The organism is Pseudomonas sp. MONT-RG-20F-20-E-7-02, from assembly GCF_022662395.1.
Classification (GTDB): Bacteria; Pseudomonadota; Gammaproteobacteria; order Pseudomonadales; family Pseudomonadaceae; genus Aquipseudomonas.
The window spans coordinates 373574-396577 of record NZ_JAKNQN010000005.1; the positions used below are offsets into that span (position 1 = coordinate 373574).

At 61.9% G+C, this 23004-nt stretch carries 16 protein-coding genes; 13 read left to right on the plus strand and 3 right to left on the minus strand.

The features are described 5' to 3' along the window. Window positions 1-57: 57 nt before the first annotated feature. Together aceF and aceE are read right to left on the minus strand one after the other, a co-directional pair. Window positions 58-1704: a dihydrolipoyllysine-residue acetyltransferase gene (gene aceF, locus L8I05_RS17355; RefSeq protein WP_242170537.1), complete on the minus strand. Its 1647-nt coding sequence runs from the start codon at window positions 1702-1704 to the stop codon at window positions 58-60. Between the two features lie 11 nt (window positions 1705-1715). Beyond that, the gene (aceE, locus tag L8I05_RS17360) at window positions 1716-4361 is read right to left on the minus strand and encodes a pyruvate dehydrogenase (acetyl-transferring), homodimeric type (protein WP_242170539.1); all 2646 of its coding nucleotides are present in this window, start codon (window positions 4359-4361) and stop codon (window positions 1716-1718) included. A gap of 383 nt (window positions 4362-4744) precedes the next feature. Here aceE and glnE point away from each other — a divergent pair, with 383 nt between their 5' ends. The 8 genes from glnE (at window position 4745) to L8I05_RS17400 (ending at window position 14832) form a co-directional block, all read left to right on the plus strand. Beyond that, window positions 4745-7684 (plus strand): bifunctional [glutamate--ammonia ligase]-adenylyl-L-tyrosine phosphorylase/[glutamate--ammonia-ligase] adenylyltransferase, encoded by a 2940-nt coding sequence (gene glnE / locus L8I05_RS17365; protein WP_242170541.1) that lies wholly within the window; start codon window positions 4745-4747, stop codon window positions 7682-7684. A gap of 198 nt (window positions 7685-7882) precedes the next feature. Further along, window positions 7883-8917 carry a lipopolysaccharide heptosyltransferase II gene (waaF, locus tag L8I05_RS17370; protein ID WP_242170543.1) on the plus strand — a complete coding sequence of 345 codons (1035 nt, stop codon included), beginning with the start codon at window positions 7883-7885 and terminating at the stop codon, window positions 8915-8917. 1 nt (window position 8918) lies between these two features. Further along, on the plus strand, window positions 8919-9980 hold the full coding sequence (waaC, locus tag L8I05_RS17375) for a lipopolysaccharide heptosyltransferase I (protein WP_177017334.1): 1062 nt from the start codon (window positions 8919-8921) through the stop codon (window positions 9978-9980). Continuing rightward, on the plus strand, window positions 9980-11104 hold the full coding sequence (locus L8I05_RS17380; RefSeq protein ID WP_159953833.1) for a glycosyltransferase family 4 protein: 1125 nt from the start codon (window positions 9980-9982) through the stop codon (window positions 11102-11104). The genes waaC and L8I05_RS17380 overlap by 1 nt, the downstream gene beginning before the upstream one ends. Continuing rightward, window positions 11101-11907 (plus strand): lipopolysaccharide core heptose(I) kinase RfaP, encoded by an 807-nt coding sequence (gene rfaP / locus L8I05_RS17385; protein ID WP_242170545.1) that lies wholly within the window; start codon window positions 11101-11103, stop codon window positions 11905-11907. The genes L8I05_RS17380 and rfaP overlap by 4 nt, the downstream gene beginning before the upstream one ends. Further along, a complete protein-coding gene (locus tag L8I05_RS17390) occupies window positions 11907-12641 on the plus strand; it encodes a lipopolysaccharide kinase InaA family protein (RefSeq protein WP_159953835.1) in 735 nt (244 codons plus the stop codon). Before rfaP ends, L8I05_RS17390 begins: the two co-directional genes overlap by 1 nt. Continuing rightward, window positions 12638-13390: a lipopolysaccharide kinase InaA family protein gene (locus tag L8I05_RS17395; protein ID WP_242170548.1), complete on the plus strand. Its 753-nt coding sequence runs from the start codon at window positions 12638-12640 to the stop codon at window positions 13388-13390. Before L8I05_RS17390 ends, L8I05_RS17395 begins: the two co-directional genes overlap by 4 nt. After that, window positions 13390-14832 (plus strand): lipopolysaccharide kinase InaA family protein, encoded by a 1443-nt coding sequence (locus tag L8I05_RS17400; RefSeq protein WP_242170551.1) that lies wholly within the window; start codon window positions 13390-13392, stop codon window positions 14830-14832. The genes L8I05_RS17395 and L8I05_RS17400 overlap by 1 nt, the downstream gene beginning before the upstream one ends. 172 nt (window positions 14833-15004) lie before the next feature. Here L8I05_RS17400 and L8I05_RS17405 read toward each other — a convergent pair whose 3' ends face one another. After that, on the minus strand, window positions 15005-17101 hold the full coding sequence (locus L8I05_RS17405; protein ID WP_242170553.1) for a TonB-dependent receptor: 2097 nt from the start codon (window positions 17099-17101) through the stop codon (window positions 15005-15007). A gap of 237 nt (window positions 17102-17338) precedes the next feature. On the opposite strand from L8I05_RS17405, the gene L8I05_RS17410 reads away from it, so the two are divergent. The 5 genes from L8I05_RS17410 to L8I05_RS17430 all read left to right on the plus strand — a co-directional run bounded on the left by L8I05_RS17410 (window position 17339) and on the right by L8I05_RS17430 (window position 22980). Then, entirely contained in the window at window positions 17339-17635 is a 297-nt protein-coding gene (locus L8I05_RS17410) for a YceK/YidQ family lipoprotein (protein WP_242170556.1), read from the plus strand. Between the two features lie 165 nt (window positions 17636-17800). Next, on the plus strand, window positions 17801-19558 hold the full coding sequence (locus tag L8I05_RS17415; RefSeq protein WP_017138507.1) for a carbamoyltransferase: 1758 nt from the start codon (window positions 17801-17803) through the stop codon (window positions 19556-19558). Next, window positions 19542-20672: a glycosyltransferase gene (locus L8I05_RS17420; protein ID WP_242170558.1), complete on the plus strand. Its 1131-nt coding sequence runs from the start codon at window positions 19542-19544 to the stop codon at window positions 20670-20672. The genes L8I05_RS17415 and L8I05_RS17420 overlap by 17 nt, the downstream gene beginning before the upstream one ends. Further along, window positions 20672-21568, plus strand: coding sequence for an antimicrobial resistance protein Mig-14 (locus tag L8I05_RS17425; RefSeq protein ID WP_242170561.1), 897 nt, complete (start codon window positions 20672-20674; stop codon window positions 21566-21568). Before L8I05_RS17420 ends, L8I05_RS17425 begins: the two co-directional genes overlap by 1 nt. Next, complete coding sequence (locus L8I05_RS17430) at window positions 21565-22980, plus strand: PIG-L family deacetylase (RefSeq protein ID WP_242170563.1); 1416 nt, start codon at window positions 21565-21567, stop codon at window positions 22978-22980. Before L8I05_RS17425 ends, L8I05_RS17430 begins: the two co-directional genes overlap by 4 nt. Window positions 22981-23004: the final 24 nt, after the last annotated feature.

The following is a 23004-nucleotide window of genomic DNA, read 5'->3' on the forward strand; positions in this document are numbered from 1 at the left end:
GGCGCTCGAAAATCGGTGCAACCAGGCCTCTGCGGTGAAGCAGAGGCCCGTTGAGGCTTACAGCAAGATGGTGCGGATGTCGTTCAGCAGTTGGCTCAGACGCTGCGTGAAGCGTGCAGCAGCGGCGCCGTTGATCACACGGTGATCGTAGGACAACGACAGCGGCAGCATCAGCTTCGGCTGGAAGGCTTTACCGTCCCACACAGGCTGGATGGTTGCTTTGGACACACCCAGGATCGCCACTTCCGGCGCGTTGACGATTGGCGTGAAGCCAGTGCCGCCAATGTGCCCGAGGCTGGAGATGGTGAAGCACGCGCCCTGCATGTCGTCCGGGGTGAGCTTCTTGTCGCGGGCCTTGGCAGCCAGTGCAGCGGCTTCGGCAGCGAGTTGCAGCAGGCTCTTCTGGTCGACGTTCTTGATGACCGGTACCAGCAGGCCATCCGGGGTGTCTACCGCGAAACCGATGTGCACGTACTTCTTGCGGATAATCGCCTTGCCGCTTGGCGCCAGCGAGGCGTTGAAGTCCGGCAGCTCCTTGAGCAAATGCGCGCAGGCCTTGAGCAGCAGCGGCAGCACGGTCAGTTTCACGCCGGCTTTTTCGGCCACGGCTTTCTGCGCAACGCGGAAAGCTTCCAGGTCGGTGATGTCGGCCTGGTCGAACTGGGTCACGTGCGGGATGTTCAGCCAGCTGGCGTGCAGACCGGCCGCGCCGATTTGCATCAGGCGGGTCATCGGCACTTCTTCGATTTCGCCGAAGCGGCTGAAGTCGACGGTGCGGATCGGCGGAATGCCCGAACCACCGGTCGCGCCGCCAGCAGCCGGCGCTTCCTTGGCTTTCTGCATCATGGCTTTGACGTAAACCTGCACGTCTTCTTTCAGCACACGACCGTGTGGGCCAGTGGCCGACACAGCGTTCAGCTCAACGCCGAACTCACGGGCCAGCTGACGCACGGCAGGGCCGGCGTGAACCTTGGCACCGCTTGGCGCAGGTGCGGCAGCCGCAGGGGCCGGTGCGGCCTCGGCTTTTGCAGCTGGCGCAGGCGCAGCAGCCGGAGCCGCTTCAGCCTTGGCAGCCGGAGCAGCGGCGGCGGGTGCCGGTGCGGCGGCAGGCGCAGCGCCTTGTACTTTGAGCTTGAGGATGAAGTCGCCAGTGCCGACTTCGTCTTCCAGCTTGACCGCGATGCTTTCCACCACGCCGGCAGCCGGCGAAGGGATTTCCATGGAGGCCTTGTCGGACTCCAGGGTGATCAGCGACTGGTCGGCTTCGACGGTGTCGCCGACCTTGACCAGCAGCTCGATGATCTTGGCCTTGCCCGACGAGCCGATGTCCGGAACATGAATGTCCTGAACGGTGGCGGCGGCAGGTGCAGCGGCCGGGGCTGGAGCAGCCTCGGCAGCAGCAGGTTTTTCAGCAGCCGGTGCGGGTGCAGCAGCGGCAGCAGGCGCTGGCGCAGGGGCCGCATCAGCGGCACCTTCGATTTCCAGTTCCAGCAGTTCGTCGCCTTCTTTCAGGCGGTCGCCCAGCTTCACTTTCAGGCTCTTGACCACACCGGCTTTGGGAGCAGGGATTTCCATGCTCGCCTTGTCCGATTCCAGGGTCAGGATGCTCTGGTCGGCTTCGACTTTGTCGCCGACCTTCACAAACAGCTCGATTACTTCACCTTCACCGCTGCCGATGTCAGGTACGCGAATGAGTTCGCTCACAAAAAATCTCCTCAGCAGTCCAGTGGGTTGCGTTTTTCCGGGTTGATCCCGAACTTGACGATAGCGTCAGCCACCACCTTGGGTTCGATCTCACCACGGTCAGCCAAGGCTTCCAGGGCTGCCAACACCACGAAATGACGGTCAACTTCGAAGAAGTGACGCAGCTTCTTGCGGCTGTCACTGCGGCCGAAACCGTCGGTGCCCAGGACTTTGAATTCCTTGGACGGGACCCACTGGCGAATCTGTTCAGCAAACAGCTTCATGTAGTCGGTAGAGGCGATGACTGGACCTTTACGGCCGGCCAGGCATTCTTCGACGTAGCTCTTCGCTGGCTTCTGACCTGGGTGCAGGCGGTTGTTGCGCTCTACGGCCAGGCCGTCGCGACGCAGTTCGTTGAAGCTGGTTACGCTCCACACGTCAGCACCGACGTTGAACTCCTCACGCAGGATCTTCGCCGCTTCACGCACTTCACGCAGGATGGTGCCGGAGCCCATCAGCTGCACGTGGTGCGCCGCTTCCTTGGTGTCTTCTTCGAGCAGGTACATGCCCTTGATGATGCCTTCCTCAACACCGGCCGGCATGGCTGGTTGCTGGTAGGACTCGTTCATCACGGTGATGTAGTAGAAAACGTCCTGCTGCTCTTCGGTCATCTTCTTCATGCCGTCCTGGATGATCACCGCCAGCTCATAGCCGTAGGTTGGATCAAAGGTGCGGCAGTTCGGGATGGTGGCAGCCAGGATGTGGCTGTGACCGTCTTCGTGTTGCAGGCCTTCGCCGTTCAGCGTGGTACGGCCGGCGGTGCCGCCGATCAGGAAGCCACGGGTACGGCTGTCGCCTGCTGCCCACGCCAGGTCGCCAATACGCTGGAAGCCGAACATCGAGTAGAAGATGTAGAACGGCAGCATCGGCTGGTTGTGGCTGGAGTACGAAGTACCGGCAGCGATGAAGGAGCTCATGGCGCCCGCTTCGTTGATGCCTTCTTCGAGGATCTGGCCCTTTTTGTCTTCCTTGTAGAACATCACCTGGTCTTTATCGACTGGCTCGTAGAGCTGGCCGACGGACGAGTAGATGCCCAACTGACGGAACATGCCTTCCATACCAAAGGTACGGGCTTCGTCCGGGATGATCGGCACGATACGCGAGCCGATTTCCTTGTCCTTGACCAGCTGCGCGAGGATCCGCACGAAGGCCATGGTGGTGGAGATTTCACGGTCGCCCGAGCCGTCGAGGATAGCCTTGAGGGTATCCAGTGGCGGGGTCGGAATATCGAAGGACTTGGCGCGGCGCTGTGGCACGAAACCGCCCAGTGCAGCGCGACGCTCGCTGAGGTAGCGGGCTTCGGCGCTGTTAGGCTCCGGCTTGAAGAACGGCAGGTTCTCCAGCTCTTCGTCCTTGACCGGGATGTCGAAACGATCGCGGAACAGCTTCAGGCTTTCAACATCAACTTTCTTGGTGTTGTGCGCAGTGTTTTTCGCTTCGCCGGCACCGGTGCCATAACCCTTGATGGTCTTGGCCAGGATGACGGTCGGTTGTTCTTTGTGGTTGACCGCTTCGTGGTACGCCGCGTAGACCTTGTACGGGTCGTGGCCGCCACGGTTGAGTTTCCAGATCTCGTCGTCGGACAAGTCGGCAACCATCGCCTTGAGTTCAGGCGTGTTGAAGAAGTGTTCACGTACGAACGCGCCGTCTTTGGCCTTGTAGTTCTGGTACTCGCCGTCGATGACTTCGTCCATGCGACGTTGCAGGATACCGTCGACGTCTTTGGCCAGCAGTGGGTCCCAGAAACGGCCCCAGATGACTTTGGTCACGTTCCACTGAGCACCGCGGAACACGCCTTCGAGTTCCTGGATGATCTTGCCGTTGCCGCGAACCGGGCCGTCGAGGCGCTGCAGGTTGCAGTTGATGACGAAGATCAGGTTGTCGAGCTTCTCGCGGCCAGCCAGGGAGATTGCGCCCAGGGATTCCGGCTCGTCACACTCGCCGTCGCCCAGGAAACACCAGACTTTCTGCTTGCCTTCAGGGATGAAACCACGCGCTTCCAGGTACTTCATGAAGCGAGCCTGGTAGATCGCCTGGATCGGGCCCAAGCCCATGGATACAGTCGGGAACTGCCAGAAATCAGGCATCAGCCAAGGGTGCGGGTACGACGACAGGCCGTTACCGTCCACTTCCTGGCGGAAGTTGTTCATGTGTTCTTCGGTGATGCGGCCTTCCATGAACGCACGGGCGTAAACGCCTGGAGAAGTGTGGCCCTGGAAGTAGATCAGGTCGCCGCCGTGTTCGTCGGTCGGGGCCTGGAAGAAGTAGTTGAAGCCGATGTCATACAGGGTTGCGCTGGAAGCGAAGCTGGAGATGTGACCGCCCAGGTCAGAATCTTTCAAGTTCGTGCGCATTACCATCGCCATGGCGTTCCAACGTACCAGCGAGCGAATGCGGCGTTCCATGAACAGGTCGCCAGGCATGCGTGCTTCGTGGGTAACGGGGATGGTGTTGCGGTATGGCGTGGTGATGGCGTAGGGCAGTTGCGAGCCGCTGCGGGTCGCGAGTTCGCCCATACGGGTCATCAGGTAGTGAGCACGGTCTTCGCCTTCTTTGTCGAGAACCGATTCCAGGGCGTCCAGCCATTCCTGGGTTTCGACGGGATCGAGGTCTTGCATGGCTTGCTCCAGGGCGGAAAGGCTACCAGAATCGGTTGCCTGAAGTTTGCGACTGGCCTTGTGGGCAGACGACATAAATTCTTGGATGGCCGAAGGTTGCTTCGGCGTCCTGTAGTTTTACTACAAATCGTCGGCCATTTCAGCCTTTCGAATGTATATACGAGTAGTAAAACTACACAAGACTGAGCGTATGGCTCGGTCTGGCTGGTGAGCATAATCGTTATTGTTGATCTTTTGCGAACAAGAAAAGGTGAAAGTTTGATGTTGCCTGCCAAGATTAATTTAATTTCAGCTATTTATAACCTTTGTTCGACAGTCCTTCACCGAGCGTGGTTCTTGCGTTCACAGCAACACGCCATTTACGCGCCGATCAAGGATAGACCATGAGCCTTCCAACGCTGGCCGAACTACCGGCCATTCTCTTGCCTTTCGCCCAGCGGGCCGAGCAGTCATTTCGTGACGCAGTGGCCGCGCTGGACGCCGATCATGGCCTTTCTGAGTGGACGCCGCAACGGTGGGCTGAATTCGTCCGCGTGTGCGCCGCCAGTGATTTCGTCATTGAACAGAGCTTGCGTGACCCTTTGATGTTGCTCGAACTGGTGGCCTGGGGCGAGCTGGACCGCGGCTTTGCGCCCGGTGAGCTGTGCGGCCAGATCGCCGGCGCCGTGCAACAGGCCGAAACAGAAGATGAGTTGGGCCGCGTTCTGCGCCGCCAACGCACGCGCCAGCAAGTGCGCATCATCTGGCGCGACCTGACGCGCCAGGCCGACCTGGTGCAAACCTGCCGTGACCTTTCCGACATGGCCGACGCCAGCATCGATCAGGCTTATCAATGGCTGTACCAACGCCATTGCGTGCAATTCGGCACGCCTACCGGCCGGCGCAGCGGCGAAGCCCAGCACATGGTCATCCTCGGCATGGGCAAGCTCGGTGCGGTGGAGCTGAACCTGTCGTCCGATATCGACCTGATCTTCGCCTACCCCGAAGGCGGCGAGACGGTGGGCGTGAAGCGCGCCCTGGATAACCAGGAGTTTTTTATTCGCCTTGGTCAAAAATTGATCAAGGCCCTCGACCCGATGACGGTCGACGGGTTTGTGTTCCGCGTCGACATGCGCCTGCGCCCTTACGGTTCGGCCGGCGCCTTGGTGCTCAGCTTCAACGCCCTGGAACAGTACTATCAGGACCAGGGCCGCGACTGGGAACGCTACGCCATGATCAAGGCGCGCGTCGTCGCCGGCGACCAGGTGGCCGGTGCGCAACTGCTGGATATGCTGCGCCCGTTCGTCTACCGCCGTTACCTGGACTTTTCCGCCATCGAAGCGCTGCGCACCATGAAGCAGCTGATCCAGCAGGAAGTGCGGCGCAAGGGCATGGCCGACAACATCAAGTTGGGCTCGGGCGGCATCCGCGAAGTGGAATTCATCGCCCAGGCGTTCCAGCTGATCCACGGTGGCCGCGACCTCAGCCTGCAACAGCGGCCGTTGCTCAAAGTGCTCGGCACCCTGGAAGGCCAGGGCTATTTGCCGCCGGCGGTGATCGCCGAGCTGCGCAATGGCTACGAATTCTTGCGTTACACCGAACACGCGATCCAGGCAATTGCCGACCGCCAGACGCAAATGCTCCCCGACAGCCCCGAAGACCAGGCGCGCATTGCCTTTATGCTCGGCTTCGCCGATTGGGCCGCCTTCCACGAGCGCCTGATGTACTGGCGTGGCCGGGTGGACTGGCACTTCCGCCAAGTGATCGCCGACCCTGACGAAGAAGAGGGCGAAGAAAGCGAGTTGGTCGTAGGCGGCGAATGGCTGCCGCTGTGGGAAGAGTCACAGGACGAAGACGCTGCTTGCCGCCAATTGGCCGAAGGTGGTTTTACCGATGCGCCCAAAGCCCTCAAAGCATTGACTGGCCTGCGCGGCAGCCCGCAACTGCGGGCCATGCAGCGCCTGGGCCGCGAACGGCTCGATGCGTTTATCCCACGCCTGCTGGCCCAGGCCGTCGAACACGCCAACCCGGACCTGGTGCTGGAGCGTGTATTGCCGCTGGTCGAAGCCGTCGCGCGCCGTTCGGCTTATCTGGTGCTGCTCACGGAAAACCCCGACGCCCTGCGTCGCCTGCTGACCCTGTGCGCCGCCAGCCCGTGGATCGCCGAGCAGATCACGCGCTTCCCGCTGTTGCTCGACGAACTGCTCAACGAAGGCCGCCTGTTCAAGCCGCCATTGGCGCCGGAACTCGCCGCCGAACTGCGCGAGCGCCTTACGCGCATCCCTGAAGATGACCTTGAACAGCAGATGGAGGCCTTGCGCCACTTCAAGCTGGCCCACCGCCTGCGTGTGGCCGCGTCGGAAATCGCCGGTAGCCTGCCGCTGATGAAAGTCAGCGACTACCTGACCTGGCTGGCCGAAGCCATCCTTGAACAAGTGCTGGCCCTGGCGTGGCGCCAGACCGTGGCGCGCTACGGCTCGCCGCAGCGGGTCGACGGCACGCTGTGCGACCCCGGTTTTATCATCGTCGGTTATGGCAAAGTCGGCGGCATCGAACTGGGCCATGGCTCCGACCTGGACCTGGTATTTGTCCACGACGGCGACCCGCAAGCCGAAACCGACGGCGCCAAGCCGATCGACGGCGCGCAGTTCTTCACGCGCCTGGGCCAGCGGATCATCCATTTGCTGACCACCCAGACCAACTCCGGCCAGCTGTATGAAGTGGACATGCGCCTGCGGCCTTCCGGCGCGTCCGGTTTGCTGGTGAGTTCGCTGGGGGCGTTCGAGCGCTATCAGGAAAATGAAGCCTGGACCTGGGAGCATCAGGCGCTGATCCGCGCGCGGGTGCTGGTGGGCAGCCAGGATGTGGGCCATGCATTCGAGCAGGTCCGCGCTAGAGTACTCGGGCGTGAGCGCGACTTGGCCAAGTTGCGCCAGGAAGTCAGCGAGATGCGCGCCAAGATGCGCGACAACCTGGGCACCAAGTCGACGGCGGCCGGCACCGGCGTCAATGCCTTCGAGCCCACGGCGGCGTTCGACCTCAAGCAGGACGCCGGAGGTATCGTCGATATTGAATTTATGGTGCAATACGCGGCTTTGGCGTGGTCTGCGCAACATCCATCGTTGCTGCGCTATACCGACAATATCCGCATTCTGGAGGGCCTGGAGCAGGTCGGGCTGATGCCCGCCGCCGATGCCCATCTGTTGCGTGAGGTGTATAAGGCCTACCGTTCCGCCGCACACCGCCAGGCTTTGCAAAATGAGGCCGGCACAGTGGCTGGGGATCAGTTCGCCGACGAACGGCGTCAGGTGATGCGAATCTGGAATGAACTGGGTTTAAGCTGATTAATTAAGTGGCTCCAATTTAATGTGGAAATCGGCTTTATGTGGGAGTCGGGCTTGCCCGCGATGCAGGCGCCTCGGTACTTCAGCCATACCGAAGCGATGCCATCGCAGGCAAGCCAGCTCCCACAAAAAGCGCGATCTACAATCATTGTCGATGCGGGGAGGCATAAGCCTCCCCGCATCGTTTGTGGAAACTACATGAATATTCTGATCGTTGGGCCCAGTTGGGTCGGTGACATGGTGATGGCGCAGACACTCTTCCAGTGCCTGAAACAGCGTCACCCCGACTGCCAAATCGACGTGCTCGCCCCTGAGTGGAGCCGGCCGATCCTCGAACGCATGCCCGAGGTGCGCAAGGCCTTGAGCTTCCCGCTCGGCCACGGCGCCCTTGAGCTGTCGACGCGTCGACGCATCGGCAAATCCATGGTCGGCGAGTACGACCAGGCGATCCTGCTGCCCAATTCGCTCAAGTCGGCGCTGGTGCCGTATTTTGCCGGCATCCCCAAGCGCACCGGCTGGCGCGGCGAGTTTCGCTACGTATTGCTCAACGACGTGCGCACCCTCGACAAAGCCCGCTACCCGCTGATGATCGAACGCTTCATGGCCCTGGCCTACGAACCCGGTGCCGAGTTGCCTACGCCATACCCGCGCCCGAGCCTGCAGATCGACCCGGTGACCCGCGACGCGGCGCTGGCCAAGTTCGGCCTGCAGCTCGACCGCCCGGTGCTGGCGCTGTGCCCAGGCGCGGAGTTTGGCGAGTCCAAACGCTGGCCGTCGGAGCATTACGCCAAAGTCGCCGAGATGAAGATTCGCGAAGGCTGGCAGGTGTGGTTGTTCGGCTCGAAAAACGATCACTCTGTGGGCGAGGACATCCGCCAGCGCCTGATTCCCGGCCTGCGCGAAGAAGCCGTGAACCTCAGTGGCGACACGTCCCTGGCCGAAGCCATCGACCTGTTGTCCTGCGCCGATTCGGTGGTGTCCAACGACTCCGGCCTGATGCACGTAGCCGCCGCGTTGAACCGCCCACTGGTGGCGGTGTACGGCTCGACCTCGCCGGGTTTCACCCCGCCGTTGGCCGACAAGGTCGAAGTGGTGCGCCTGGGTTTGGACTGCAGCCCGTGTTTCGACCGCACCTGCCGTTTCGGCCACTACAATTGCCTGCGCCAGTTGCTGCCGCAACCGGTCAGCGATGCCTTGCAGCGGTTGCAGGGCTCTGTGGTCGAGGTTCGTTAGTTTGCGCGTTCTGGTAATCAAGACCTCATCCCTGGGCGACGTGATCCACGCCTTGCCGGCACTCACCGACGCAGCGCGGGCGATCCCCGGCATTCGCTTTGATTGGGTGGTGGAAGAAGGCTTTGCCGAGATCCCCACCTGGCACCCGGCGGTGGACAAGGTCATCCCGGTGGCGATTCGTCGCTGGCGCAAAAATATCTGGCAAACCATCAAGAGCGGCGAGTGGCGGCGTTTCAAGCAGCGCGTGCAGTCGACTAAATACGACTTGGTGATCGACGCCCAGGGCCTGCTGAAAAGTGCATGGCTGACGCGCTATGTGCGTGCGCCGGTGGCAGGTTTCGACAAGCATTCCGCACGCGAACCCATCGCTGCGCGTTTCTACTCGCGCCGCCTGGCCGTGGCCCGTGGGCAGCACGCGGTGGAGCGGTTGCGCCAGCTGTTCGCCGTGGCACTGGGCTATGACTTGCCCAAAGGCCTTGGTGACTATGGCCTGAGCGTCGACAAACTGCTCGGCCTGCCACCGAAAAAACCGTTCGTCTTGCTGCTGCACGGCACCACCTGGGACACCAAGCATTGGCCCGAAGCCTATTGGCGCGAGCTGGCCGAGCGCATGGGCCGCCTGGGCGTGGACGTGAAGTTGCCGTGGGGCAATGCCGCCGAAAAAGCCCGCGCCGAACGCCTGGCCCAAGGCCTGGCCAACGCCGAAGTGCTGCCCAAGCTGAACCTGGCCGGCGTCGCCCGTGTTCTGGCCGGCGCCCGCGCCTGCGTGGCGGTCGACACCGGCCTCGGCCACTTGGCCGCCGCGTTGGACGTGCCGACCATTTCCCTGTTCGGCCCCACCAACCCTGGCCTCACCGGCGCCTACGGCAAGGGCCAGATTCACCTGGCCAGCGATTTTCCGTGCGCGCCGTGCCTGCAAAAACACTGTACCTATCAACCCACGGCCGACGATGCGCGTCGGTTCGACATCAAGCGCGAGTCGCCCCTGTGCTTCACGCGCTTGAACCCTGAGCGTGTGGCAAGCCGGCTGAGCACGTTGTTACTGGCTGAGGAGCTGCACTGATGCAACTGGCTTTTGTTCTGTACAAATATTTTCCCTTCGGTGGCCTGCAGCGCGACTTCATGCGCATCGCCCTGGAGTGCCAGCAGCGCGGCCACCAGATTCGTGTCTACACGCTGATCTGGGAAGGCGACATCCCGCCCGGCTTCGAAGTGCTGGTGGCGCCGGTCAAGGCGTTCTTCAACCATCGGCGCAATGAAAAACTCAGCGCGTGGATGGAAGCCGACCTGGCCAAGCGCCCGGTCGACCGCCTGATTGGCTTCAACAAAATGCCCGGCCTGGACGTGTACTACGCCGCCGACGGCTGCTTTGAAGACAAGGCGCAAAACCTGCGTCATTCGCTGTACAAACGTTTTGGCCGTTACAAGCACTTCGCCGAGTACGAGCGCGCGGTGTTTGCCAAGGACGCCAAGACCGAAGTGTTGATGATTTCCGAAGTACAGCAACCGCTGTTTATCAAGCACTACGACACGCCGCTGGAGCGCTTCCACCTGCTGCCGCCAGGCATCGCCCAGGACCGCCGCGCGCCGCCGAATGCCGCCGAAATCCGCGAAGGTTTCCGCAAGGAATTCAACCTCGCCGACGACGACTTGCTGCTGGTGCAAATCGGTTCGGGCTTCAAGACCAAGGGCGTCGACCGCAGCCTCAAGGCCGTGGCCGCGCTGCCGTCGGAACTGAAAAAACGCACCCGGCTGTTTGTAATTGGCCAGGACGACCCCAAAGTATTCCAATTGCAGAGCGCCACGTTGGGGCTGGGCGATAACGTGCAGTTCCTCAAGGGGCGCAGCGATATCCCGCGTTTCCTGCTGGGCGCCGACCTGTTGATCCACCCGGCGTACAACGAAAACACCGGCACCGTGTTGCTCGAAGCCCTGGTGGCCGGCTTGCCGGTGCTGGTCTCGGCCGTGTGCGGTTATGCGCATTACATCGCTGAAGCCGACAGTGGTTTGGTGCTGGATGAGCCGTTCGAACAAGCGCAGCTCAACGGGTACCTGACCCAAATGCTCACTGACACTGCACAGCGCGCGGCCTGGAGCCGCAATGGGTTGGCCTTCGCCGAGACGGCCGACCTCTACAGCATGCCGCAGCACGCGGCGGATGTGATTCTGGCGGAGCCAAAACGATGAAGTTGATTCTTGCCGAACCGTTCAAGACTTTATGGGCGGGGCGTGACGCCTTTGCCGAAGTCGAAAAACTGCAAGGCCAGGTATTTCGCGAACTGGCTGCGCGTCGCACCTTGCGCACCGAGGTGGAGGGCCGCCCGTATTTCGTGAAAATCCACCGTGGCATCGGCTGGGGCGAAATCTTCAAGAACCTGATCACCGCCAAACTGCCGGTGCTCGGCGCCGGCCTTGAGTGGGCGGCGATTCACCGCCTGCAAGCACTCGGCGTGCCGACCATGACCGGCGTGGCGTTCGGCGAAAAGGGCAGCAACCCGGCGGACCAGCACTCGTTCATCATCACCGAAGAACTGGCCCCGACGATCAGCCTGGAAGACCTGACCGTCAATTGGGTGGCCGAGCCGCCGGCGTTCGCCTTGCGCCTGGCGCTCACGGCCGAACTGGCCCGAATGGTCGGCGACATGCACCGTGGCGGCGTCAATCACCGCGACTGCTACTTGTGCCACTTCCTGCTCGACACCGCGCAACCCATCGACGCCCGTAACATCAAGCTGTCGGTGATCGACCTGCACCGCGCCCAATTGCGTGCCCACTTGCCGCTGCGCTGGCGTGACAAAGACTTGTCCGCGCTGTACTACTCGGCGCTGGATATCGGCCTGACGCAGCGTGACAAGCTGCGCTTCCTCAAAGGTTACTTCCGCCAGCCACTGCGCCAGATCCTGGTCGAACAGTCGGCGTCCTTGAGCCTGCTGCAGCGCAAGGCCGACCAGCTGTACGCGCGCAAGCAGCGCTTAGGGGATGCGATCTGATGGCGGGTTGGAACCTGGAACCTGCTTACGCCGCCCTGGCGGATGACTTTGGCAGCCTTGAGGCGGTGTTTGCCCTGCAAGGCGAACGCCTGACCCGCGACCCGCTGTCGGAAGTGATTCGGGTCGAGCGCGACGGGGTCAATTACTACGTCAAGCGCTACGTCGGCGCCGGCAAAGGCCTGCGCCGCTACCTGGGCAAGCCACGGGTGAAGTCCGAGTGGCAGAACCTCAAGCGCTTCGCCAAGTGGGGCATTCCCACGGCCGATGTGGTGGCCTGGGGCCTGGAACGCAAGGGCCTGGCCTATGACCGTGGCGCGATGATCACTCGCGAGCTGCCGAAAACCGAAGACCTGTCGGCGCTGGCCGACCGTCACGATGCCTGTTTGAAAGACCCGAAATGGGTCAACGCAGTCAGCCGCCAGCTCGCCGAATACACCCGTACCATGCACGAGCACCGCTTCACGCATAACGATTTGAAGTGGCGCAACCTGTTGGTCGACGACCAGCAAACGCTGTATCTGATCGACTGCCCCAATGGCGATTTCTGGCGCGGCTTCTGGCTCAAGTACCGGATTACCAAGGACCTGGCCTGCCTGGACAAGGTCGCCAAGTATCACTTGTCGGCCACCCAGCGCTTGCGCTTCTACATGCAATACCGCCAACGCACCCACCTGACGGCGTCAGACAAACAGCGTATTCGCCATGTGGTGAAGTTTTTCGAGGGACGCGAATGAGTGATTTCCTGGCGGCCGAAGACCGCGCTCTGCTTGAGCGCCACGGCCTCGCAACCTTCGACGCCCTGTGGGCCAGGCAACTGGACGCGGTGGATGAGCCCAATACCAGTGAGGGCGGCTGGAGCAGCGTGTTTCGCCTGGAGCTTGAGGGCCAGGGTTACTACCTCAAGCGCCAGAGCAACTACCTGACGCGCACGCTGCATTCGCCATTTGGCGAACCCACCTTTGCCCGCGAATTTCGCAATATCAGCCGTTACCAGCAGCTCGGTATTCCGGCGTTGCAGGCGGCGTTTTTTGGTGAGCGCAAGGTCAACGGCGAGCGCCATGCGATGCTGCTTACGCGTGCCCTCGACGGCTGGAATGACCTGGATTCGTTGCTGGAGCAATGGTCGCAACTGAGCGACGCCCAGCACCGCGCGATCCTGCTGGCCTGTGGTCAATTGGCGCGACACCTGCACAGCGTCGGGCAGGTGCATGGCTGCTTTTACCCCAAGCATATTTTCCTGCAGGCGGTCGGCGACGGTTACGCCGCGCAACTGATCGACCTGGAGAAAACCCGCCCGCTGCTGTTCGGCCGACGTGACCGGGTCAAGGACCTGGAGCCGCTGTTGCGCCGCGCGCCGCAGTGGTCGGATGCGCAGGTGCGGCAATTGCTGGCGGCCTATCTTGATCAACCGCAAGACAGCTCGCTGGTCAGCGCCTGGTTTGAGCGTCTGACGGCGCGGCGCAGCCATAAGGAGAAGCGCTGATGCGTTTGTCCGAGCTGAAAAAAGCCGGCCGCACGCCCGGCCTGCCGCTGACCATCGAACTGGCAGACGCCGCAGGCCCCGGGCAGTTGCAACTGCTCAGCCTGTTGCGCGTGATGCCGGGCGAGCGCTATGTGGGCGCTGGCGTCTGGCGCGGGCGCACGGTGCTGGCCAAGTTGCTGGTGGGCAGCAAGGCCGCACGTCACTTTCAGCGTGAGCTCAGCGGTGTGCGCTTGCTCGCCGAGCAAGGCCTGACCACGCCCCTGTTGCTTGCCGATGGCCTGCAGGAAGGCGAGGGTGGCTGGTTGCTGTTCGAATTTATCGAAGGCGCCGAAAGCCTTGCCGATGCCTGGCAGGCCGTCGAAGGCCTGCCGCCGCTGGCCGACGAACAAACCGCCGTGCTCGCTGAAGCATTGGCGGCGATTGCGCAGATGCATATTAAGGGCTTGTGGCAGGAAGACCTGCACCTGGACAACCTGTTACGCCAAGACGGCAAGCTGTACCTGATTGACGGTGCCGGAATTCGCGTGGAAGAGGCGGGCAAACCGCTGTCGCGCAACCGCGTGCTGGAAAACCTCGGCGTGTTCTTCGCCCAGCTGCCCAAAAATCTCGCGCCGTTCACCGAAGAATTGCTGGTGTATTACCTGCTGAGCAACGGCGAGCACGCCTTGCCGCTGGAAGCCCTGGAAAAGCAGGTGCGCAAAGTCAGCGCCTGGCGCTTGAAGGACTTTTTGAACAAAGTCGGCCGTGAATGCACGCTGTTCAGCGTGGTGCGTGGCCCCTTTGCCTTGCGTGCGATTCGTCGCGAGGAAGAGGCCGCGATGCTGCCGGTGCTGGAACAGGCTGATGCGTTGCTCGATCAAGGCCACCTGTACAAAACCGGTGGTGCGGCCAGTGTCGGCAAGGTCGAGGTGGCCGGTCGGCCGCTGGTGATCAAGCGCTACAACATCAAGGGTTTTGCCCATTGGCTCAAGCGCTTCTGGCGCCCAAGCCGTGCCTGGCATTCGTGGTGCGAAGGCAATCGCCTGGCGTTCCTGGGCATTGCTACACCCAAACCGCTGGCGGTGTTGGAAAAACGCTTTTTCTGGCTGCGCAGCCGGGCCTATCTGGTGACTGAGTTCCTGCCGGGGCCGGACATCATCGAGCGTTTTGCGCCGTATGTTGAACACGGTGATGCGCCCGAAAACGAACTGCTGGCGCTCGACCATCTGTTTGCCGAGCTGATTCGCGAGCGCATCAGCCATGGCGATTTCAAAGGCCACAACCTGTTCTGGCACGAAGACCGCTGGGCATTGATCGACCTCGACGCCATGTGCCAACACAGCTCAGTCGCCAGCTTCGCGCCGGCGTATGCCAAGGACCGCGCGCGGTTTATGCGCAACTGGCCCCAGAGCAGCGCGTTGTACCAACTGATAGATCAGCGCCTGCCGACAACGGTTGCATGATCGTTCCCACGCTCCGCGTGGGAATGCATCCGGTGACGCTCTGCGTCACCTTGCACAAGGCGGGACGCAGAGCGTCCGGGGCGGCATTCCCACGCAGAGCGTGGGACGATCAGAAGGGTTCCGTGGCGATCAAACCTTTCGGCTGACTCCCAGGCTTCTTGAACGGTGCGCGTCAGAACTGATATTCCGCGCCAGCCCCGGCATACCACGAGCGGCCCGGCACGGCTTCGTAGTAGCGGAAGTTACCGTCCCCGACGATCACTGAACCCACGTATTGGCGGTCCAGCAGGTTGTCCAGGCGCAGGGTCTGGTGGAAGGTCCAGTGCTCGACCTTCTGCTCGAAGCGCGCACGCCAGTTGAACACGCTGTAGCCCGGTGCGGCGCGTTGCTGGTTGGTGTCTTCGACATACACCTTGCTGCGGTACATGCCCTCGATGGCGGTGCTGACCCAGTCGCGGGGCTTCCAGTTCAGCTCGGCGAACAGCGTGGTTTGCGGCACGCCGGGCAGGTAGTTGCCTTTGTCGATGGGTTTGCCGCCACCGATGAAGTCGCTGTCATACGTGGCTTGCAGGCGGGTGTAGGCGATGTTGGTGCTCCATTGTTCCGAGAGCTGGCTTTCGATGCCTAGTTCTAACCCGCGACGCAGGGTGCGGCCGGCGTTCTGATAGGTCGTGCGCCCATCTTTGGATTGCGCCACCACTAATTCATCGTCGGTGGTGATCTGGAAAAGGGCAGCGTTCAGGCGCGTATCTTGGCCAATCCGCGCTTTCAACCCGACTTCATACTGCTTGCTGACCGATGGCTTGAGCACAAAGTTGAAGCCGTTTGAGGTGCTGGAATAGGCCGATTCGGCCTGTGTCGGGGTTTCGAAGCCTTTGCCCGCGCTCACATAGCCATGCAGGTCTGGCGTGAAGGCATACATGACGCTGACCGAAGGCGTGTTCTTCTGGTAGGTCTTGTTGCCGCTGTCGTTGCCGTCACTGAGGAAGTGGTCGTCCACGTCCATCTTCATGGTGCTGTGGCGCAGGCCGGCTTGCAGGGTCCAGTCGCCCAGCAGCCAGTTGGCTTGCACAAACGGGTCGAGGCTCGTGGCGGTGTCGAGTTCGTCGCGGCCCAGGGCGCCTTTGACGCCGTGCACACCGTTGAGGGTGTTGGAATAGCCTTGGCGATCATCCTGGCTGCGGTCGTAGTCAAGGCCGGTGATCAGGGTCAGGTCGCCGGGGGCGCTGGTGATGGGTTGCAGCCAGTGGACGGAGCCGCCGTAAAAAGTGCGGTCGAAGTCCACCACGCCGCCGCGTGCATTGGCAGGGTTGGGTTGGCCCTTGATTTTGTCCGGAATCGACAAGTACTGAATCACACTCCGCCGCCCCGTATAGGCATTCACCTGCAACGTCGCATCACCGATATAACGCTCGTAATTCAGGCCCAATTGCTGATGATCGATGCTTTTTCGCGTGTTGTATTGCAATGCGGCGGGCGCCACCGAGCGCGGGTCCGCCTTATACGCTGCCCAGGTCTGCCCCAGCGGGTCCTGCGTGCCGTTCTGCTCCAGGCTGCTGTAGATCAGCGCGAGCTTGCTGTCGTCATCCGGCTCGATGTTGAGCTTGGCAAAGGTCTGGTCGCGCCGGGCGCTGCTGTGGTCGCGGTAGCCGTCGGTGTCCATGCGCGAGGCGTCGAGCACAAAGCCCGCGCCGTTGGCGGCGCCTTCGGCCGTCAGGTGGTGCTTGCTCAGGCCGTCGCTGCCCACCAGGGTTTCGGCGCCGATGCGCGGCGGGCCTTCGCCGTCGCGGGAAAACATCTGGATCACGCCGCCGGCGTTGCTGCCATACAAGGTGGCCGCCGGGCCACGCAAGACTTCGATGCGTTCGGCGGTGTCGAGGTTGAAGGTGGCGGCCTGGCCCTGGCCGTCCGGGGTGCTGGCGGGGATACCGTCGGCAATCAGCTTGATGCCGCGCACACCAAATGCCGAACGGGCACCGAAGCCGCGCGAGGAAATCTGCAGGTCCTGCGCGTAGTTCTGGCGGTTCTGCACCACCAGGCCGGGCACGCGCGCGAGTACTTCAGAAGCGTTGATGCCGAGCTGGCCGTCGCTGATCTGCGCATGGCTGATGCTGTCCACCGAATACGGCAGGTCGAAGGTCGGGCTGGCGCTGCGTGAGCCGGTGACCACGCTGGGGTCGAGGATCAGGGGCGCGTCGTCCGCTTGGGCGGTGTCGCACAGGGCGAGCAGGCTGGGCAGCAACAGGGTGAAGCGGGTCAGGGTTTTCATCGGGGCAGCCGAAATACGGGGCGCGTAGGACATAAACGCGCAAAAGCGCGCGAGTTTAGTGGTTCAGGCGATTTTTAGCATTTGAGAATCGTCCTACGTTGTAACGGCATCATCCTCGCTGGGGCTCCGGCACCTTCGATGGTAGCGTGGTCAGCCCCGCTAATGAGAAAGGGCCGAAAGGTCATAAAGGAGTGGTTCGTGAGGAGTGCGTCGAACGTCTTATGGGTTGCAGTGTGCATGGCGCTTGCCGGGTGCGGGACGATCAATACCGTCATGCGTGAGGACGGTGTCGCTGCCCGCGACCTCAAAAGCCAGAAAACCTACTGCCAGTCGATTCCCCGTGTGTACAGCGGTGTCAGTTACAACTTCTGCCGGCTCAATGGAGAGCCGAATCCTGACGGAACGTTTGACGGCCACCTGAACTTTGTCCCGTTTGTATTCGTAGACTCTTTGATTTCGGGGATTCTGGATACTGCCCTGCTGCCGTATACGATTTACCGGCAAAGCGCCGACGGCAGCATCATCATCCGCTAAGGCCGGGCGCGGCCATTGCCCTCGACACGGGGCTAATTACCACAGGGATATTCCCATCAGGTTTACGCTATAATCCCGCCCTTTAGCTGTTTCTCGTCCAGGCGAGAGGCACACTTTTTTCAGGCGCAACCCGCCTGCATGCAGACTAAAAGAGGCTAGACCCCTGTGGCATTGACGATTCTTGGCCTGTCCGGCGCCCTTAGCCATGATCCTTCCGCAGCCTTGTATATCGACGGCAAGCTGATCGCGGCCGCCGAAGAAGAGCGCTTCGTACGCGACAAACATGCAAAGAACCGCATGCCCTACGAATCGGCGAAGTTCTGCCTGGAACAAGCCGGCATCAAGCCTTCCGACGTTGACGTGGTGGCGATTCCGTTCGCCCCGATCAGCCTGTTCGGCGAGGCGCGCTGGCACTACGCCAAGCGTTATTGGTACGCCCCGGACCGCGCCCTCGACGCGATCCTGATGGGCAACCGTCGCTACAAGCGCTATCGCAACAAGATCGTCTGGTGCCTGGAACAACTGGGCTTCGATCCGAAGAAAATCAAGATCGAGCCGGTTGAACACCACCTGGCCCACGCTTCCAGCGCCTACCACTGCTCCGGCTTCCAGGAGAAAACCGCGATCCTCGGCATCGACGGTAAAGGTGAGTACGCCACCACGTTCTTCGGCTACGGCGAAAACGGCAAGATCCACAAGATCAAGGAATTCTACGACCCGGACTCCCTCGGCGGCCTATACGGCGCGATCACCGAGTTCCTCGGCTTCGAGATGCTCGACGGCGAGTTCAAGGTCATGGGCATGGCGCCGTATGGCGACGCCAGCAAATACGATTTCTCGCGTTTGGCCTCGTTTGAAAACGGCGAGCTGGTGATCAACACCGACTACGCCAACGTCATCGGCCTGCGCCGCTACAAAGAGAAGGGCAAGGGCTTCTACTTCTCGCCAAAACTGATCGAGTGGCTGGGTCCCAAGCGCGAAGGCGACATCGCCGACGAGCCTTACATCCACTACGCGGCCAGTATGCAAGCGCTGTTCGAGAAGCTGGCGTTGCAGATGATCGACCACTACCTGGGCGACATCCTCAAAGACACCGGCAAGCTGGCTTTCGCCGGTGGCTGTGCACTGAACGTCAAGCTGAACCAGAAGATCATTGCTCGCGACGACGTCAAAGAACTGTTCGTGCAGCCGGCGTCCGGCGATGCCGGCACCGCGGTTGGCGCGGCAGCCTATGTGTCCCACGCCCGTGGTGTACCGGTTGAGAAGATGGAACACGTCTACCTCGGCCCGTCCTACAGCAACGAAGACGTGATCGCCGCGTGCGCCAAGCACGAAAGCAAGCCGGTGTGGCGCAAGATCGAAAACATGCCTAAGCGCATTGCCAAGATCATGGTCGACGGCAACCCGGTGGCCTGGTTCCAGGGCCGCATGGAGTTTGGCCCGCGTGCGTTGGGCGGTCGTTCGATCATCGGTTGCCCGAGCGCGACCGGCGTGGCGGATCGCATCAACCACCAGATCAAGTTCCGCGAGCGCTGGAGGCCTTTCTGCCCGTCGATGCTCGACACCGTGGCCCCGCAGATGATCAAGGTCGATCACCCGGCGCCGTTCATGACCTTCACCTTTGAAGTGTCGGAAGAGTGGAAGACTCGTGTACCGGAAGTGGTGCATGAAGACGGCACTTCCCGTGCCCAGGTGCTCAAGCGCGAATACAACCCGCGCTACTACGACATGATGAAAGAGCTGGAAGTACTGACCGGCAACGGCGTGTCGCTGAACACCTCGCTCAACCGCCGTGGCGAAGCGATGATCTGCTCGCCGACCGACGCGCTGAACATGTTCTTCGGCTCCGACCTGCAATACCTGATCATGGAAGACATCCTGGTCGTCAAAGACGGCGTGGACCCTTATGACTCGGTCGGCTGAGCGCCACGTCCTGCAGTTCTGCCACGGCTATGACGGGCCGTTTCTGGACTGCGCGCGGCAATACGCCAGCCTGTTCGCAGGCTCCGGCTATAAAGTGACCACGGTGTTCCTCACCGGGGTCGCTGACCCCGAGGTTGCCGCCGGTTGTGCCTCGGACGAAGTGTTGTTTATGGAATTCAGCTCCAAGGCCATTCGTGGCCTGAAGCTGGGTGCCATTGGCGAGCTGCGCAAGATCGCCGCGTCGCGCAACTTCAGTTTTTGCATTGCCCACCGGTTCAAGCCGATCTATATCGCCTTGCTCGGCACGCGCCTGCCGGTGATCGGCGTGCATCACGCCTTTGGTGATTACCAGCGCCGCAGCCGCAAGCTGTTTGCGTCGATATTCCGCAAACGCCTGAGCCTGCTCGGTGTTTCCGATGCGGTGCGTGATGACATGCGCCGCTGCCTGCCGGCTTGGCCTGCGGCGCGTATCCAGACCTTGTACAACCGCATTGATGTCGACGCCATGCAGGCGCTGCAGGTTCCGGCCGACGCGGCGCGCGATGCCCTGGGGCTGTCGCCGGATGAGTGGGTGGTCGGCAACGTCGGTCGTCTGCACCCGGACAAAGACCAGGCCACCTTGCTCAAAGGCTTTGCCTTGGCGTTGCCGCATTTGCCGGCGCAAAGCCGCCTGGCGATCCTCGGGACCGGGCGACTGGAGAAAAACCTCAAGGCCTTGGCACGCGAGTTGGGCATTGCCGAGCAGGTGCTGTTCCTCGGCCAGGTGCCGGATGCGCGCCGGTATTTCCGTGCGTTCGACGCCTTTGCCCTGAGCTCCGATCACGAACCGTTCGGCATGGTGTTGCTGGAGGCCATGGCCGCCGGCGTGCCGTTGCTGGCAACGGCGTGTGGCGGCGCGCGGGAAGTGGTCGAAGGCGTGGGGATCCTGTTTCCCTTCGCTGACGCCGAACACCTGGGCCAGGGGCTTCGGCACCTGGCGGCGATGGACCGTCAACAACAGCAGCAATGCGCCGAGATGATGCTGGAGCGCTTGCATGAGCGCTTCTCGGATCAGGCGGTTCGTACTGCTTTCTGGGCACTGCCGCACGTTACTGAACTGACCGCGGGGGCTTGATGCTCAATCGATTCCAAGGCTGGCGCGAGCGTGGCTGGTCCGTCGTCGATGCGTCCACCTACAGCGATGCCTGGCAGCGTTATGGCGGCAGTGTTGCCACCCATCCGCAGGTGGTTGAGCGTCTGGCCGGGCTGGCCGATATTCCGGTGCGCTACCTGGCGTGGGAGCAGGGCGGCGAACTCAAGGCGTGCATTGCGACGTGGGGGCGCGACCTGGCCTTGTCCAAGGACGTGCTCAAGCGGCATGGCAAAAAGGGCTTGTTCGACTTGGGCAACGCCGAGTTGATCCTGCCTGCCGCCGCGGATGCCCAGGCGCCTTTGCGGCATCGCGCGCGCTACCTGTCGGCGCTGAACGAAGGCCGTTTTGCCGGCCTCAAGCTGCAGGCCGAGCAGTTGGCCATGGCGCGCACCCCGGAAGAATTGTCGAAAAAGTTTCGCTATAACCAGCGCCGCGAGCTGCGCCTGCTGGAAGAGGCGGGCGGTGTGGTGCGGCCGGTGCAGGGGTTTTCCAGTGCCGAGCTGGCGGCGATCTATTGCGATTTGTTCCAGCGCCGCTGGGGCTTCCCTGCCACGGGCGCCGAGCGCATGGCGCAGGTTATCGAGTTGCTGCGTGAATGGTTGATCGGCTCGGTGATTTTCCTCAACGATGCGCCGATAGCTATCCAGTTGGTCTACCGCGTTGAAGCCCCGGAGTGGATCAGCGTCGAGTACATCAATGGCGGCGTTGACCCTGAAACCCGCGCGTTCAGCCCGGGCAGCGTGCTGAGTTTTCTCAACACGCAAAGTGCCTGGGAGCAGGCGCGTGAAGCGGGCAAGCCACTGCGTTTTTCGTTTGGCCGAGCGGATCGCGAGTACAAGGACCGTTGGTGCAACCCTGTACCGGTATTCAATGTATGAGTGAGTCGACAAGCCGTAAACAGGCGCTGCTCAAGCGCCATCGCCGCAACAAACGCATCAGCTTGCTGATTGGCCTGCTGCTGTTGATTGGCGTCGGTGTGCTGGTGGCCTGGTGGCTGCCGCTGGTGCTGGCCGTGCTGGCCTGGGTGGCCCATGAAGCGTGGTTTGCCGACCACCTGTTTTACTCGCCCAAGGACGACTACCAGTATCAATTCGCGGCGGATACCGAGCAGCCCAAGGTCACTCTGGCCAACGGCCGGCTGGTATTGGACGAGGCGCTGGCGCTGGCGGGCAATGAGACCCTGATCCTCGCGCTGCGCCTCAAGAGCAGTCTGTTGGGCCGCTTTATCGACCCGTTTATTGCGTTGCCGGGCGCTGATCGCCAGGTCTTCGAACGCGGCGTCAGTGGCCTGCGCTACCTGAACCTCACCGGCCAGACGCAAGCGCTGCTCGATGGGCAACTGCTGTTGCAGCCTCGTTTCTGCCGTGTGCAGGGTACGCCGGTGCTGTCGGTGTTCCGCCAGCCCGATGTGCGCAAGCAACGGGTGATGGTCATTGCGCCGCATGCCGATGACGCCGAACTGGCCGCCTTTGGCCTGTACAGCCAGGCGACGCAACCCTGGATCGTAACGCTGACTGCCGGCGAAATCGAAGCCGAACACTATCAGCACATGGGCCTGGGCAAGCCCGAGGCTGCACGCCTCAAGGGCCGTTTGCGCGCCTGGGACAGCATCGCGGTGCCGCGTTGGGCGGGTGTGGCGCAGGAACATTGCGTACAGCTGGGGTATTTCTGCCTGCAATTGGCGGCAATGAAGGCCGAGCCTGAACGGGCCGTGGCTTCCCGAGAAGCCGAGTTGAGCGACATCCGTGTATTCCGCCAATTCAACCCGTTCCCGTTGCCGGCGGATGCCGATGGCCAGCCCACCTGGAACAATCTGCTGGCCGACCTGCGCGCCGTGCTGTTGATGGCTCGCCCCGAGGTCATCGTGCTGCCGCATCCGGTGCTCGACCCACACCCGGATCATATCTGCGCGCAGCAAGCCGTATTGGAAGCCTTGCAGGGGCTTGAATGGCAGCCGACGACGTTGCTCGGTTACGCCAATCACCTGCACGACAATGACCGGTGGCCGATGGGTGATTCGGGCGCTGGTGTCGCTTTGCCACCATCCTTTGATTCGACGTACACTTTGCAGCCTTATTGCTTGCCGTTGTCCGAAGATCGGCAGTGTGACAAGGCCATGTCGCTGGGCATGATGCATGACTTGCAACCCCGTATGCCGTTCAAGCGGCGTTTACGCCGGGTCATCCAGCGGTTGCTGGCGGGGAGGGCTGTCTCGCCTTGGGGTGAGAATGAGTTTTTCCGCAAGGCCATTCGGCGGCATGAACTTTTTTGGTTCATCAAGCACAAGTAACGTTAAACAACGTGGTGGAGCGCT

Bases quoted from the DNA above. Each gene is read 5' to 3' on its own strand.
- aceE (WP_242170539.1), bottom strand. From the start codon at position 4,361: ATGCAAGACCTCGATCCCGTCGAAACCCAGGAATGGCTGGACGCCCTG.
- glnE (WP_242170541.1), top strand. From the start codon at position 4,745: ATGAGCCTTCCAACGCTGGCCGAACTACCGGCCATTCTCTTGCCTTTC.
- waaF (WP_242170543.1), top strand. From the start codon at position 7,883: ATGAATATTCTGATCGTTGGGCCCAGTTGGGTCGGTGACATGGTGATG.
- L8I05_RS17380 (WP_159953833.1), top strand. From the start codon at position 9,980: ATGCAACTGGCTTTTGTTCTGTACAAATATTTTCCCTTCGGTGGCCTG.
- rfaP (WP_242170545.1), top strand. From the start codon at position 11,101: ATGAAGTTGATTCTTGCCGAACCGTTCAAGACTTTATGGGCGGGGCGT.
- L8I05_RS17390 (WP_159953835.1), top strand. From the start codon at position 11,907: ATGGCGGGTTGGAACCTGGAACCTGCTTACGCCGCCCTGGCGGATGAC.
- L8I05_RS17395 (WP_242170548.1), top strand. From the start codon at position 12,638: ATGAGTGATTTCCTGGCGGCCGAAGACCGCGCTCTGCTTGAGCGCCAC.
- L8I05_RS17400 (WP_242170551.1), top strand. From the start codon at position 13,390: ATGCGTTTGTCCGAGCTGAAAAAAGCCGGCCGCACGCCCGGCCTGCCG.
- L8I05_RS17405 (WP_242170553.1), bottom strand. From the start codon at position 17,101: ATGAAAACCCTGACCCGCTTCACCCTGTTGCTGCCCAGCCTGCTCGCC.
- L8I05_RS17410 (WP_242170556.1), top strand. From the start codon at position 17,339: ATGGCGCTTGCCGGGTGCGGGACGATCAATACCGTCATGCGTGAGGAC.
- L8I05_RS17420 (WP_242170558.1), top strand. From the start codon at position 19,542: ATGACTCGGTCGGCTGAGCGCCACGTCCTGCAGTTCTGCCACGGCTAT.
- L8I05_RS17425 (WP_242170561.1), top strand. From the start codon at position 20,672: ATGCTCAATCGATTCCAAGGCTGGCGCGAGCGTGGCTGGTCCGTCGTC.
- L8I05_RS17430 (WP_242170563.1), top strand. From the start codon at position 21,565: ATGAGTGAGTCGACAAGCCGTAAACAGGCGCTGCTCAAGCGCCATCGC.